A 13,161-nucleotide genomic window follows, 5' to 3' on the forward strand; every position below is an offset into this window, starting at 1 on the left:
AGCTGGCGAAGGTCAGTTCGCCGGGCCTGCTGGATTGTTCACCTCGAGGAAGCGGACCGTCTCGGCCAGCATTTGCTGCCGCGTCGCGGAGCGCGACAGCCAGTGGTCCTCGCCCGGCAATTCCACGAACTCGACCGGCTTGCCCGCACGCCGCAGGGCCTCGGCCATGACCCGGCTCTGTTCGATCGGGACGACCGTATCGTCCCGGCCGTGGATCAACAGCAGGGGGCTGTCGACCGAGGCCGCAAGAAAGGCCGGTGAGAGCGCGTCCAGGGCGCGGTCGTTGAGCCGGGCCGCCCCCATGAACCGGTTCCAGTAGCGGACGGTCTGATTGTTCTTGTGGCGCGCCTGCTCCGCCTCCCAGTTGACCATGCGGCGCAGGTCCGACACGCCGGCGACGGAGACGCCGCAGCGATAGACGTCGCTGTCCAGGGTCAGGCCCGCCATCGCCGCATAGCCGCCGTAGCTGGCGCCGACGATGCAGACGCGGGCGGGGTCGATGATGCCCTCCGCCGCCAGCCAGCGCACGCCGTCGGACAGGTCCGTCTGCATCTTGCGGCCCCATTCGCCATAACCCGCCTCGAGGAAGGCGCGGCCATAGCCGGTCGAACCCCGGAAATTGGCCTGCAGCACCGCATAGCCGCGCGACGCCAGCGCCTGGGCCCACCAGTCGAAGCCCGCCACATCCCGCGAGGCCGGCCCGCCGTGGGCCAGCACCACCAGCGGCAGGCCCGAAGGATCGGTCACGCCCGGCGGAAGGGTCAGGTATGCGGGAATGTCGAGCCCGTCCCGTGCGGCGTAGTGGATGGATCGCACCGCGCCCACCTGCTCGGGCGCGATGGCCGGATAGGCATCCGCCACGATGTCCGCGGTGCGGCGATCGAAATCGACCAGATGATACTGACCGGCCTCGCCCGTGTCGGTGAAGACGACAACCTGGCTCAGCGCATCGTTCCAGGACACCAGTTGCGGGGCCTTGCCCCGGAAGGCCCGTTCGACGGACTGCCACCGCCGCGCGGCCTGCGGGTCGAGAAATTCGTACCGGACTCCGGCCTCTTCATCGCGGCCGCCGCCGATCAGCATACGGGTGCGGGGGTGACGCACCAGAAAGCCCGGCTGGCGTTCGAACGGCAGGCGGCTCCATTCGCCGGTGTCGACATTGACCTCGAACACCTCGTCCGCGGGCTCCGCGTCCTCAGACGCGAGGTCCGGCCGATCGGCGCTGATGATGATGGTGCGGGGCGTGCGCCCCATGCCCAGCAGCGCCGGAACATCGACCGGCGCATCGACCGTCCAGACCTCGCGGTGACCCGACCCCTGGGGCAGGCGCAGGGACCAGCGGCCGGTGCGCTCATCATAGCGCGACAGGGCGATGATCTCGCCTTCGCCGTCGAGCACATAGTCGTCGGTCGTGCTGTCCATATAGGCCACCGAGCGGCCGCGCCCGGTTCTGGGGTCGACGCGGTGCAGGTTGGCCTGGTCATTGACGGTGCTGACGCCGCGCACGAACAGGGTGTCTCCCTCGCTGGTGTTGCGGACCAGTGCGGGTCCGTAAAGCACCGGCAGCACATCCGTCGTGCGGTCCAGCATCTGCACCACCCTTCCGGTCTCCAGGTCGAGCACCTGGCCGAAGAAGAGTTCCTGGCGCGGTACGCCCAGGGAGGCGATGTTGCGGGTCTGCGACGTCACCACCAGAACCCGGCTCTCGCCGATCCAGCGCAGGTCGCGCACCTTGATGACGCTGATATCGCCGACGAAAAGGTCCTCGGCCGTCGCGATCCGGGTGACGGCGAGAGAGCGTGTTTCGCCCCTGACCGTGATGCGGGCGATCAGCGCGCCGCTGGGCGACAGCTCGACGAGCTCTATGCCGGGGGTCGCGCCATAGGCCTCGAGCGGCGGGGCTGCAGGAACGGCGCTCTGGGCCCAGGTTTCCGTATTCGCACCAAGGCAAAGCGCGGCGACCGCGAGCGCGCACGCCCTCACCCATGACTTGAACACGACGCACGCTCCCCTTTGCCGGGTATCCTTTTCCATCGCCCCGAGCCCCGGTTGCAAGGAGGCGCGGCCAAAAGAAAAGCCCCGGCCGTTTCCGGTCGGGGCTTTTCGAAGTCGATGGTGCGCGACCGTTATTTCGGCGCGAGGATCATGATCATCTGACGGCCTTCCATACGCGGGGCGTATTCGACCTTGGCGATTTCCTCGAAATCAGCCTGGACCTTGTTGAGCAGCTTCATGCCCAGTTCCGGGTGGGCCATTTCGCGGCCGCGGAAGCGCAGCGTCACCTTGACCTTGTCGCCCTCGTCGAAGAAGCGGTGCATGGCCTTGGCCTTCACCTCATAGTCGTGGACGTCGATGTTGGGGCGGAGCTTGATCTCTTTCAGCTCGACGACCTTCTGGCGCTTGCGCGCCTCGGCCTTCTTCTTCTGCTCCTGGAAGCGGAATTTGCCGTAATCGAGAATCTTGCAGACCGGCGGCTCGGACGTGGAGACGATCTGAACCAGATCCATGCCGGCCTCTTCGGCGGCTTCCAGCGCGGCTGACGTCGGCATGACGCCCTGCTTCTCGCCGTTCTGATCGATGAGCAGAACGCGCGGTGCGCGGATATCTTGGTTCATGGGCGGCCCGTCCTTGACGGGCGGCTGGTTCATCGGACGGCGAATGAGCGTCGGTTCCTTGCGTGGATGGGGAGTCGTGGATGAGGAGGCGGAGTTCTGACGAGGATGAGCGCGCGATGGATCGCGGCGTTCCCCTACGGGGGCCTATATGACCGTGAAAGCCCCGGTCTTCAAGGTTTGGGCGCCCCGTGACCTGCGATGTAGGCGTCGTGAAGGTCGAGGACGGCCTCAAAGACACGGTCCACGGTCAGCGCCTCGATCGGCGCGAACGCGCCGCGGGTCTCATTCGAGGCTGCGGTGCGGGTCCGCGGGCCCCACGGACCATACAGCCACCACTCGGTCGGGCCGAACAGGCCCAGTGTCGGCCGGCCGAGGGCGGCGGAGACGTGCATCAGTCCGGAATCATTGCCGACGAACAGGTCGGCGACGTCGATCGCCGCGGCCGAGGCCAGGATGTCACCCTTGCCGATGAAGTCGATGCCGCGCGGCCCGGCGGCCTCGAGGGCCGGCGTCGCCGGTGGCCGGTCGCCCGGCCCGCCCACGGCCATGAAGCGCCAGCCGTCGAACCGGGGCTCGGCCTTCAGCTTTTCGACCAGCTGGCCCCACCGCTCGGCGGGCCAGCTCTTGCCGGGCTGGTGGGCGATGGGGGCGAGGGCGATAATCGGGCCGGGCCCGCTGCCGCCGGCCAGTTGCGGATCAAGCACCGCCTGACGGTCGGCGACGGCCCGGGCGTCGAGGAAGATTTCGGGATCCAGCGGGGCCGGCGCGCCCATCATGCGCGACACCATCTCGACCTTGCGCAGGCCTGTCTCCCAGCTGCGATTGTAGACCACCCGCCGTTTCGCAGGGATCAGATAGCTGAGCGCCGAGCCGCGGATGTCGATGACCATGTCCCAGCGCGTGCCGACGACCTGACGCCACAGGTCGACCCAGTGTCCGGCCAGCTTCTTCTTGTCGAGGATGATGACCCGTTCCACATCGGGCGCTGAACGGAAGAAGGGCGCGGGCGGTCGTCCGCAGGCGACGGTGATCCGGGCACCCGGAACCTGCCGCGCGATCTCCCGGATCACACCGGAGGATATGACGCAGTCGCCGATGCGGTTAGAAGTGACGAACAGGACCTTCCTGGCAGCCTTGGTATCTGTCACGCGTTTTTGGCCTTCGCTTCGCTTTCCCGGGGTTCGCTATCAGTCCACGAGGACTTTCGCGAGAGGAGCCGCGATTGGACGACATCCAGCACCTGACCTGCCGGGGCGGCGAGACCCTGGCATACCGCCGAGTCGACGGCGAAGGCCCCACCGTGGTCTGGATCGGCGGCTTCCGCTCCGACATGGAGGGAACCAAGGCCGTGGCGCTGGACGTCACGGCCCGCGAACGCGGCTGGGACTATGTCCGCTACGACCATTTCGCTCACGGCAAGTCCTCGGGCGACTGGCGCAAGGCCACGATCGGGCGATGGCGGGAGGACGCCATCTGCATGATCGACAGCCTGAAGGGGCCCGTCGTGCTGGTCGGCTCGTCCATGGGAGGCTGGGTGGCGCTGCTGGCGGCCCTGGCCCGGCCCGGGCGGATGGCCGGCCTCGTGCTGATCAATCCGGCCCAGGACTTCACCGAACGGCTGATGTGGCCCAGCCTCGCCGATCATGAGCGCCACGCCATCCTGCGCGACGGCGAGATCGTCATCCTCGAGGAGGGGTTCGGCGAATACGTCCTGACCCTGAGCATGTTCGAGGAAGGCCGCGACTGGCTGCTGCTCGGGGCCCCCCTGCCGATCGCCGCGCCGGTTCACATCTTCCAGGGCCGGGCGGACGATGTGGTGCCCTGGCGGCATTCGACCGCCCTCGTCGAGCGTCTGGTCGGCGGGGACGTGCGTCTGGACCTGATTGAGGGCGGGGACCATCGCCTTTCCACGCCCGACGATCTGGAGCGACTGATCGAGGCGGTTGAACGAATGCGGCTTCAGGCGTTTAGATAGAGGCCCCATCGCAAGGAGACCCCGCCATGCGCCCCCTGATCCTCGCCGCCCCCGCCACCCTTCTGCTCGCCCTCGCCGCCTGCGCCCCGACCACCGGCTCCAGCACCTATGCCCAGGAGCTTCAGCAGCTGTCCGACAGTTGCGAGGCACGGGGCGGCATTCTCTCCCCGACGGGCCAGCAGAGCGGCCGTCCGCAGAATGACAATGTCTGCCGCATCTCCGGCGGCGCCTCGCGCCTGACCACCGGCGGCTGAGCCGGGCAGGGCGATCACCGGCGCGCTTGCGCGCCGGTCTTGCCTAGAGAAGCGCGACTATGGCCGCGCGGGCGGCCTCGCCGAGGTCCGGTCGCTTCAGCGCCAGGGCGACATTCGCTCGCAACAGGCCGATCTTGTCGCCGCAGTCGTGGGTGACGCCCTCATATTCGACCGCCGTGAAGGTCTGGTCCTTCATCAGCCGCGCCATGCCGTCGGTCAGCTGGATTTCGCCGCCCGCCCCGCGCGGCTGGTTCTCCAGAATGCCGAAGATTTCCGGCTGCAGGATGTAGCGGCCCGAGATCGAAAGGTTCGACGGCGCCTCGCCCCGGGGCGGCTTTTCGACCATCCCCTTCATGCGGATATGCCGGCCGTCCCGGTTCTCCGGATCGACGATGCCGTATTTGTGGGTCTCGCTCTCCGGCACCGCCTCAACGCCGATGACATTGCCGCCGACGCGGGCATAGACGTCGGCCAGCTGCTTCAGGGCACCCGGCTGTGAATCCACGATGACGTCGGGCAACAGGACGGCGAACGGCTCATCGCCGATGATGTCCCGCGCGCACCAGACCGCGTGGCCCAGACCGAGGGGCTGCATCTGCCGGGTGAAACTCATCTCGCCGGCGGTGGCCAGTTCGGCAATCATCATGTCCAGCAGCTGGGTCTTGCCCTTGGCCAGCAGTTGGGCCTCGAGCTCGATCTGGTGATCGAAATAGTCCTCGATCGCCCCCTTCGACCGCCCGGTGACGAAGACGATGTGCTCGATCCCCGCCTCGCGCGCTTCCTCGACGATGTAGCTGAGGATCGGCCGGTCGACGACGTTCAGCAGTTCCTTGGGCGTGGTCTTGGTCCCGGGCAGAACCCGGGTGCCGAGACCGGCGACAGGGAGGACGGCCTTGCGAAGGCGGCGGGCGGGAGCGGTCATGGGAAATCCTGAACGGCGGGGTCGGGCAGCCTAACGCATTTCCTCCCAATTCGCTTCGCGAACGGGGAGGAGCACCACCCGTGCGCTCTTGCGCGAGTGGTGGAGGGGGTGGCGAAGCCCGTTACGATCACTCGACGGTGACGGACTTGGCCAGGTTGCGGGGCTGGTCGACATCCGTGCCCTTCTGGACGGCGGTGTAATAGGCCAGCAGCTGCACCGGGATGGCGTAGATCAGCGGCGCGATCAGCGAATGGCACTCGGGCGCATCGACGCGGCGGATGCCGGCGCCGTGCGGATCGGGCGCGGACTTCGGCGCGATCATGATCACCGGCCCGCCGCGCGCGGCCACTTCCTGCAGGTTCGAGGCGGTCTTTTCGAACACCTCATCCATCGGGGCGAGGGCGACGATCGGCGTCAGTTCGTCGACGAGAGCGATGGGCCCGTGCTTCAGCTCGCCGGCGGCATAGCCCTCGGCATGGATGTAGCTGATCTCCTTCAGCTTCAGCGCGCCTTCCATGGCCAGCGGGAACATCGCGCCGCGGCCGAGGAACAGAACGTCCGTGGCCTTGGAGATGTCATGGGCCACCGCCTTCAGGTCGTCCTCCATGCCCATGGCCTCGGCGATCAGCCGGGGGGCTTCGAACAGGGCCTTGACGAGTTCGGCCTCCTTCGCGACGTCGATGACCCCGCGCTGCACCCCGGCGGCGACGGCGAGCGCCAGCAGGGCAGCGACCTGGGCGGTGAACGCCTTGGTCGAGGCCACGCCGATCTCGGGGCCGGCGTGGGTCGGCCAGAGGGTCTCGGCCTCCCGCGCCATCGATGACGAGTGGACATTGACGAGGGCGGCCGTGCGCAGGCCCTTGCCCTTGCACCAGGACAGGCTGGCCAGGGTGTCCGCGGTCTCGCCGGACTGGCTGACCGCCACGGCCAGGGTGCCCGGCGTCAGCGCCGGCTGGCGGTAGCGGAACTCCGAGGCGATCTCGACGTCGCAGGGCAGGTTGGCCAGTTTCTCGAACGCATAACGCCCGATCTGGCCGGCATAGAAGGCGGTGCCGCAGGCAATGATCTGCAGGCGGTCGATGGCGGCGAAGTCCGCCGAGTCCGTCTTGGCCTTGCCGTTCACGAAGTCGAGGTAGTGCGAGAGGGTGTGCTGGACGCTGTCCGGCTGCTCATGGATCTCCTTTTCCATGAAGTGCCGGTATTCGCCCTTCTCGACGAGGGCCGAGGAGGCGGAGACCTGGACGATCGGCCGGGTGACAGCATTGCCGCCGACGTCGAACATCCGCGCGCCGCTGCGGTCGAGGCCGACGTAGTCGCCTTCCTCGAGGTAGGAGATCTGCGTGGTGAACGGTCCGACCGCCAGGGCGTCAGAGCCGAGATACATCTCGCCTTCGCCCCAGCCGACCACCAGGGGGCTGCCGCGCCGGGCACCGAGGATCAGTCCGTCCTCGCCCTCGATCAGGACCGCGAGCGCATAGGCACCGGTCAGCCGGTCGAGCACGCTCTTGAACGCCACCATCGGGTCGTTGGCGGTTTCGAGCGCGCGGTCGAGGGCGTGGGCCACGACCTCGGTGTCGGTCTGGCTTTCGAACACATGGCCCTCGGCCATCAGTTCGGCCTTCAGCTCGGCGAAATTCTCGATGATGCCGTTGTGCACCAGCACCACGCGCCCTGCCTTGTGCGGGTGGGCGTTGATCGTGGTCGGGGCACCGTGGGTGGCCCAACGCGTGTGGCCGATGCCGACCGTGGCGGCCAACGGCTCGGCGAGCAGCACCGCTTCCAGTTCCCGGATCTTGCCCTTGGCCCGACGCCGCTCGATGCGACCATCGACCAGGGCGGCCACGCCGGCGGAGTCATAGCCCCGGTATTCCAGCCGCTTCAGGCTGTCGATCAGACGGGGAACGGCCGGGCCAACGCCTGTCACGCCAATGATGCCGCACATGGATTATATCCTCGAGATTCTGGCTTTCCGCGCTTTGCGCACGGGCGGTGGAGAGTCTAAGCCACCGTCATCGTCAGATGTCGTGTAGGCGACAGGCGGCTGGATTTGCATCTAAAATGCGGTTTCGCAAGATTTCTGCGACGCCGTAGTCATAAGGAAGCGACAGTTGGGAGAACGCAGGTACTTCGGCACGGACGGCATCCGTGGCCGGGCCAACACCCATCCGATGACCCCGGAGGTGGCCCTGCGTGTCGGCCTCGCGGCGGGCCGTCTGTTCATGTCGTCCGACGAACGCCGCCACCTTGTCGTCATCGGCAAGGACACGCGTCTGTCGGGCTATATGATCGAGCCGGCGCTGGTCGCGGGCTTCTCCTCGGCCGGGATGGACGTGCGGACCTTCGGTCCGCTGCCGACGCCGGGCGTGGCCATGATGACCCGCTCGATGCGCGCCGACATCGGGGTGATGATCTCGGCCTCCCACAACTCCTATCTCGACAACGGCATCAAGCTGTTCGGCCCCGACGGTTACAAGTTGTCGGATGCGGTCGAGCTGAAGATTGAATCGATGATGGATCAGGCGCTGGACGCCGATCTGGCGCCGCCCGACGCCCTAGGCCGGGTCAAGCGCATCGACGACGCCCAGGCCCGCTACGTCGAGATCGCCAAGGCCAGCTTCCCCAAGGGCCTGAGCCTGCAGGGCCTGCGCGTCGCCGTCGACTGCGCCAACGGGGCCGGCTACCGGGTCGCGCCGACCACCCTCTATGAGCTGGGCGCGGAAGTCTGCGCGGTGGGCGTCGAGCCCAACGGCCTGAACATCAACGCCGACTGCGGTTCGACCCATCCCGAAACCCTGGCCGAGGCGGTCAAACGCTACCGCGCCGACATCGGCATTGCCCTCGACGGCGACGCCGACCGGGTCATCATCTGTGACGAGAAGGGTCAGGTCGTCGACGGCGACCAGATCATGGCCCTCGTCGCCCTGGACTGGGCAAAACGTGGCCTGCTCAAGGGCGGTGGTGTCGTCGCCACGGTGATGTCCAACCTCGGGCTCGAGCGGCTGTTGAACAGCCACGACCTCTCGCTGGAGCGCACCAAGGTCGGCGACCGCTATGTCATGGAACGGATGCGCGAGGGCGGCTTCAACCTCGGTGGCGAACAGTCCGGCCACATCATCCTGCACGACCACGCCACCACCGGCGACGGCTTGATGTCCGCACTTCAGGTGCTGGCGGTGCTCGTGGAAAGCGGCAAGCCGATGAGCGAACTGGCCAGGCAGTTCGAGACCGTGCCGCAGAAGCTGGAAAACGTCCGCTACACCTCGGGCAAGCCGCTCCAGGACGCCGGCGTCAAGGCGGCCATCGCCGAGGCGGAGGCGCGGCTCGCCGGCGTCGGCCGCCTGCTGGTACGCCCCTCGGGGACCGAAAAACTGATCCGGGTCATGGCCGAGGGCGACGACGCGAAGCTGGTGAAATCTGTGGTCGCTGATGTGGTCGCGGCGGTGAAGGCGGCGGGCTAGGGGCTCCAAACTCAACGATGGAACCCGCCGCCGGACCGGCGCAGTCTCACCCCATGATTCCCGCCCGCCGCACCGGCGTCCTTGCCCTGATCCCCGGCCTGATCGCCTGTGTCGCGGTCGCCCTGGCGGCGGTCGCCGTCCAGACGCTGGAGTTGCGGCTGTTCGGACGCGGCTGGGTCGACGCCATCGTCCTTGCCATCCTCATCGGTGCCGCGATCCGCAGTGTCTGGACTCCGCCTGCGGCCCTGAAGCCCGGCGTCGAGTTCAGCGCCCGCACCCTGCTCGAGATCGCCGTGGTCCTGCTGGGTGCCTCGGTCAGCGCCGCGACGGTCATGGCCATCGGACCCGGACTGCTCGCGGGCACGGCGGTGGTGGTCGTCCTTGCGCTGATCATCAGCTACGGGATCGGGCGGCTGCTGCGCCTGCCGCACCGGATGGCGGTGCTGATCGCCTGCGGCAACGCCATCTGCGGCAACTCCGCCATTGCCGCCGTAGCCCCGGTGATCGACGCCGAGGCCGACGACGTCTCCGCCGCCATTGCCTTCACCGCGGTGCTGGGGGTGGCGGTGGTCTTGCTCCTGCCCCTGCTGGGCGCGGCCCTTGGCATGTCGGACGTCCGCTACGGCGTCCTCGCAGGCCTGACCGTCTATGCCGTGCCACAGGTCCTCGCCGCCACCCTGCCCGTGGGTGCCGTCGCCAACCAGGCCGGGACGCTGATCAAGCTCGTGCGCGTGCTGATGCTGGGGCCTGTCTGCCTCGGCCTGGCGATCCTGACGGCGGTCCGCGGTCGCAAGGGGGAGGCGGTGACGGCACCCCGGCGCGGCGTCGCGATCCATCAGCTGGTCCCGTGGTTCATCATCGGCTTCCTGCTGATGATGGCGGCGCGGTCCATGGACCTGATCCCGGCCGCCGCCGTGCCGGTGATGGCGGACACCGCCAAGATCCTGACCGGGCTGTCGATGGCCGCCCTTGGGCTCAGCACGGACGCCCGGGCGGTCGCCCGTTCCGGCGTCCGTATCGCGGCGGTGGTGATCCTGTCGCTGCTGGCCCTGCTCGGACTGGCCCTCGCCCTGATCTACCTGCTGGCGGTGACCTGAGCCCCGGCCAGACGATCGACCAGACCTTCGATCCGCTTGCGGATATCCGGCACGGCGGTCGTTTCCCAGAAGGCGGCACGGGCGGGCGGGCCGAGGGCGAACAGGCGGCCGTCGGACGATCCGTCGGCGGCCAGCAGCCGCCCTTCGGCATCCAGATCGAGACCCAGACCGACAGGATCAAGGCGTGCGCGACGGGCCTTGATCAGGGGACCGGTCAGGGGATTCTCAAGCGGGGCGTGACCGGGGCCTGTGCAGTCGATCAGCCACTGGCCGGTGATCGAGGACCGGGCCGATCCATCCCGCGCGCGCCAGTGCAGCGCCACGCCGTCGTCGCCTGCCTCGATCCGCTCGATCCGGCCCGGCACCAGGCCAAGGCGTCCGGCGGCCTGGAACCGCTTCACGGTCTCATCGACGTGGGCCGGGATGCGGTGGCGATGAACATCCCACCAGGGTCGGAGATGCCGCAGCCAGCGCGCGCGGGTGCCGGCATCCGCCGCGAACCACAGCCCCGCCGTCAGGGGCCGCAGGCCTTCCATCAGGCCACGCCAGTCGCCGTGTGACGTCAGACGACGGGCTTCCGCCAGCCGACCCGAAAGGCGGCCGGTCAGCAGGGCTTCGGTCGGCGTTCCGGGGCGGTCGTGACCCGCGCCGTGAACCCGGGGCATCAGGCCGCGACGGGACAGGGCCGTGATCCGGCCCCGGCGGCCCGTCGCGTCCAGCCACAGGACCATATCGACCATGGTCAGGCCCGTCCCGACGATGATCACCTCATCCTCCGGGCCGATCCGCTCCAGGGCGGTGAGCGCCCAGGGATCCGGGATGATGCGGCGAGACCCTTTGCCGGCCGTCTTCGGGGCGGGGTTGCCGGTCGCCAGCACGACTGCGCGCGCGGCGACGACCCGTCCGTCGGACAGGCGCACGCTGTCGGGCCCGATCGCCGCCACCTCGCCGGTGATGAGCTCGATCATTCCGGGATGGGCGAGGCGTGCGGTGTTCAGCCGGTGCTGCAGATATTCGCCGTAAAGCCGGCGCGCTGCGAACCCGTCCGGGTCTGCCTGTTGCGGACAGTTGTCCCGAAGCCAGTCCACGAAGTCGCCGGGCCTGCCTTCCACCGCGCTCATGCGGTCGGACCGGACATTGAGCAGATGCCCTTCGAACGGTGTCGAATAGGCCAGGCCGGGTCCGAACGTCCCCGTGCGGTCGATCAGGCTGCAGGCGACGCCGCGTTCGGTCAGCCGCGCGGCCAGCATGGCCCCGGAGAAGCCGCCGCCAACGATCACCACGCCCGGTCCGCCGTCGGACACCCCGTCCCCTCCGAAGGCTTCAGAGCTCCTGATTATAGGCCCCGATCTCTGGGTATTTCGCCAGCCGCGGCTTCACCTCTTCACGGAACAGTGCGCGCATATCGGCTTCGGAGCGCATGCTCTCGACCACCACCACCAGCTCCGGCTTGTTGGACGAGGCGCGCACCAGCACCCACGACCCGTCGTCCAGGTGCACCCGCACCCCGTTGACCGTGATTGCCTCGACGATCCTGCGTCCCAGGATCGAACCGCCGGCGTCGGCCAGCGCCTGATACTCGGCGACGATCCGCTCCAGTACGCCGTATTTCAGCTCGTCGTCGCAGTGCGGCGACATGGTCATCGAAGTCCAGGCATCGGGTAGGGCGGCCTTGAGCTGCGACAGGGACTTGCCCGGGTTGCGGTCCAGCATGGCCAGCACGGCCCCGGCGGCGACGATGCCGTCGTCATAGCCTCGGCCCAGCGGCGCGTTGAAGAAGAAGTGGCCCGACTTCTCGAACCCGGCCAGGGCCCCCAGTTCGGCGGTCTTGCGCTTGATGTAGCTGTGGCCCGTCTTCCAGTAGACGACGTCGGCGCCATTCGACTTCAGCACCGGGTCGGTCTTGTACAGGCCGGTCGATTTCACATCGACGACGAAGGTGGCGTTGGGGTGCAGGGCCGACAGGTCGCGCCCCAGCATCAGGCCGATCTTGTCGGCATAGATCTCCTCGCCGGTGTCATCCACGACGCCGCAGCGGTCGCCGTCGCCGTCGAAGCCCAGCGCCAGCTCGGCGCCGGTCTCACGCACCCGCGCCGCCATCTGCATGAGCATGGCGTGGTCTTCGGGGTTGGGATTGTATTTCGGGAAGGTCCAGTCGAGGTCGGTGTCCATCTCGATGACCTCGGCCCCCATTCGGCGCAGGGCCTCGGGCGCAAAGGCCCCGGCCGTGCCGTTGCCGCAGGCGGCGACGACCTTGATCGGCCGGCTCAGCTTCACCGTGGACGTGATCTCTTCCAGATAGCGTTCGCGGAAGCCCTCGACCCGGGTCAGCGAACCGCCCGGGCGGTTCACGCCCTCGCCGTTCAGGACGATGTCCTTCAGGCGCCCGATCTCGTCGGGGCCGAAGGTCAGGGGCGGATTGGCCCCCATCTTGACCCCGGTCCAGCCGTTCTCGTTGTGGCTGGCCGTGACCATGGCCACGCATGGTGCGTCGAGGGCGAACTGGGCGAAATAGGCCGTCGGCGACAGGGCCAGCCCGATGTCCAGCACCTCCATCCCGCCTTCCAGCAGGCCGAGGGTCAGGGCCTGTTTCACGCTCAGCGAATAGGAGCGGAAATCGTGGCCGACCACGATCCGCGGCCTTTGCCCGATCTCATGGACATAGGTCGCCAGTCCCAGACCCAGGGCCTGTATGCCGAGCAGATTGATCTCCTTCTCCAGGATCCAGCGCGCGTCGTATTCGCGGAACCCCGTCGCCTTGACCAGCGGAACGGTCTCGTACTCGGCGGTGTTGGGGCGCAGGTCGGAGCGGGGCTTTTGCATCGGGAGCCTTGGGAGAG

At 68.1% G+C, this 13,161-nt stretch carries 11 protein-coding genes; 4 read left to right on the plus strand and 7 right to left on the minus strand.

The genetic code is table 11. The features are described 5' to 3' along the window. Window positions 1–12 precede the first annotated feature (12 nt). The 3 genes from KB221_02660 to KB221_02670 form a co-directional block, all read right to left on the minus strand. Window positions 13–1,998, minus strand: coding sequence for a S9 family peptidase (locus KB221_02660; protein WIY69932.1), 1,986 nt, complete (start codon window positions 1,996–1,998; stop codon window positions 13–15). 128 nt (window positions 1,999–2,126) lie between these two features. Beyond that, window positions 2,127–2,648, minus strand: a complete 522-nt coding sequence (infC, locus tag KB221_02665; protein ID WIY69933.1) for a translation initiation factor IF-3 — start codon at window positions 2,646–2,648, stop codon at window positions 2,127–2,129. 137 nt (window positions 2,649–2,785) lie between these two features. Beyond that, window positions 2,786–3,763: a glycosyltransferase family 9 protein gene (locus KB221_02670; GenBank protein ID WIY69934.1), complete on the minus strand. Its 978-nt coding sequence runs from the start codon at window positions 3,761–3,763 to the stop codon at window positions 2,786–2,788. A gap of 74 nt (window positions 3,764–3,837) precedes the next feature. Here KB221_02670 and KB221_02675 point away from each other — a divergent pair, with 74 nt between their 5' ends. Further along, window positions 3,838–4,590: an alpha/beta hydrolase gene (locus tag KB221_02675; GenBank protein WIY69935.1), complete on the plus strand. Its 753-nt coding sequence runs from the start codon at window positions 3,838–3,840 to the stop codon at window positions 4,588–4,590. A gap of 26 nt (window positions 4,591–4,616) precedes the next feature. Continuing rightward, entirely contained in the window at window positions 4,617–4,844 is a 228-nt protein-coding gene (locus tag KB221_02680; GenBank protein ID WIY69936.1) for a hypothetical protein, read from the plus strand. 43 nt (window positions 4,845–4,887) lie between these two features. On the opposite strand, the gene galU is transcribed toward KB221_02680, so the two are convergent. Beyond that, window positions 4,888–5,766, minus strand: coding sequence for a UTP--glucose-1-phosphate uridylyltransferase GalU (galU, locus tag KB221_02685; protein ID WIY69937.1), 879 nt, complete (start codon window positions 5,764–5,766; stop codon window positions 4,888–4,890). Window positions 5,767–5,893: 127 nt separating this feature from the next. Then, a complete protein-coding gene (glmS, locus tag KB221_02690) occupies window positions 5,894–7,708 on the minus strand; it encodes a glutamine--fructose-6-phosphate transaminase (isomerizing) (GenBank protein ID WIY69938.1) in 1,815 nt (604 codons plus the stop codon). A gap of 166 nt (window positions 7,709–7,874) precedes the next feature. Here glmS and glmM point away from each other — a divergent pair, with 166 nt between their 5' ends. After that, window positions 7,875–9,224: a phosphoglucosamine mutase gene (gene glmM / locus KB221_02695; GenBank protein ID WIY69939.1), complete on the plus strand. Its 1,350-nt coding sequence runs from the start codon at window positions 7,875–7,877 to the stop codon at window positions 9,222–9,224. A gap of 17 nt (window positions 9,225–9,241) precedes the next feature. After that, window positions 9,242–10,321, plus strand: coding sequence for a putative sulfate exporter family transporter (locus KB221_02700; protein WIY69940.1), 1,080 nt, complete (start codon window positions 9,242–9,244; stop codon window positions 10,319–10,321). On the opposite strand, the gene KB221_02705 is transcribed toward KB221_02700, so the two are convergent. Then, window positions 10,300–11,625, minus strand: coding sequence for an FAD/NAD(P)-binding protein (locus tag KB221_02705; GenBank protein WIY69941.1), 1,326 nt, complete (start codon window positions 11,623–11,625; stop codon window positions 10,300–10,302). The genes KB221_02700 and KB221_02705 overlap by 22 nt on opposite strands. Before the next feature lie 19 nt (window positions 11,626–11,644). Next, entirely contained in the window at window positions 11,645–13,144 is a 1,500-nt protein-coding gene (locus KB221_02710; GenBank protein ID WIY69942.1) for a phosphomannomutase/phosphoglucomutase, read from the minus strand. Between the last annotated feature and the right edge of the window lie 17 nt (window positions 13,145–13,161).

The sequence above is a fragment of the Aquidulcibacter paucihalophilus genome, assembly GCA_030285985.1.
In the GTDB taxonomy this organism is placed as follows: domain Bacteria; phylum Pseudomonadota; class Alphaproteobacteria; order Caulobacterales; family Caulobacteraceae; genus Brevundimonas.

Coding starts and splice junctions, on each gene's coding strand:
- KB221_02700 (WIY69940.1), top strand. CDS start 9,242: ATGGAACCCGCCGCCGGACCGGCGCAGTCTCACCCCATGATTCCCGCC.
- infC (WIY69933.1), bottom strand. CDS start 2,648: ATGAACCAGCCGCCCGTCAAGGACGGGCCGCCCATGAACCAAGATATC.
- KB221_02710 (WIY69942.1), bottom strand. CDS start 13,144: ATGCAAAAGCCCCGCTCCGACCTGCGCCCCAACACCGCCGAGTACGAG.
- KB221_02680 (WIY69936.1), top strand. CDS start 4,617: ATGCGCCCCCTGATCCTCGCCGCCCCCGCCACCCTTCTGCTCGCCCTC.
- galU (WIY69937.1), bottom strand. CDS start 5,766: ATGACCGCTCCCGCCCGCCGCCTTCGCAAGGCCGTCCTCCCTGTCGCC.
- glmS (WIY69938.1), bottom strand. CDS start 7,708: ATGTGCGGCATCATTGGCGTGACAGGCGTTGGCCCGGCCGTTCCCCGT.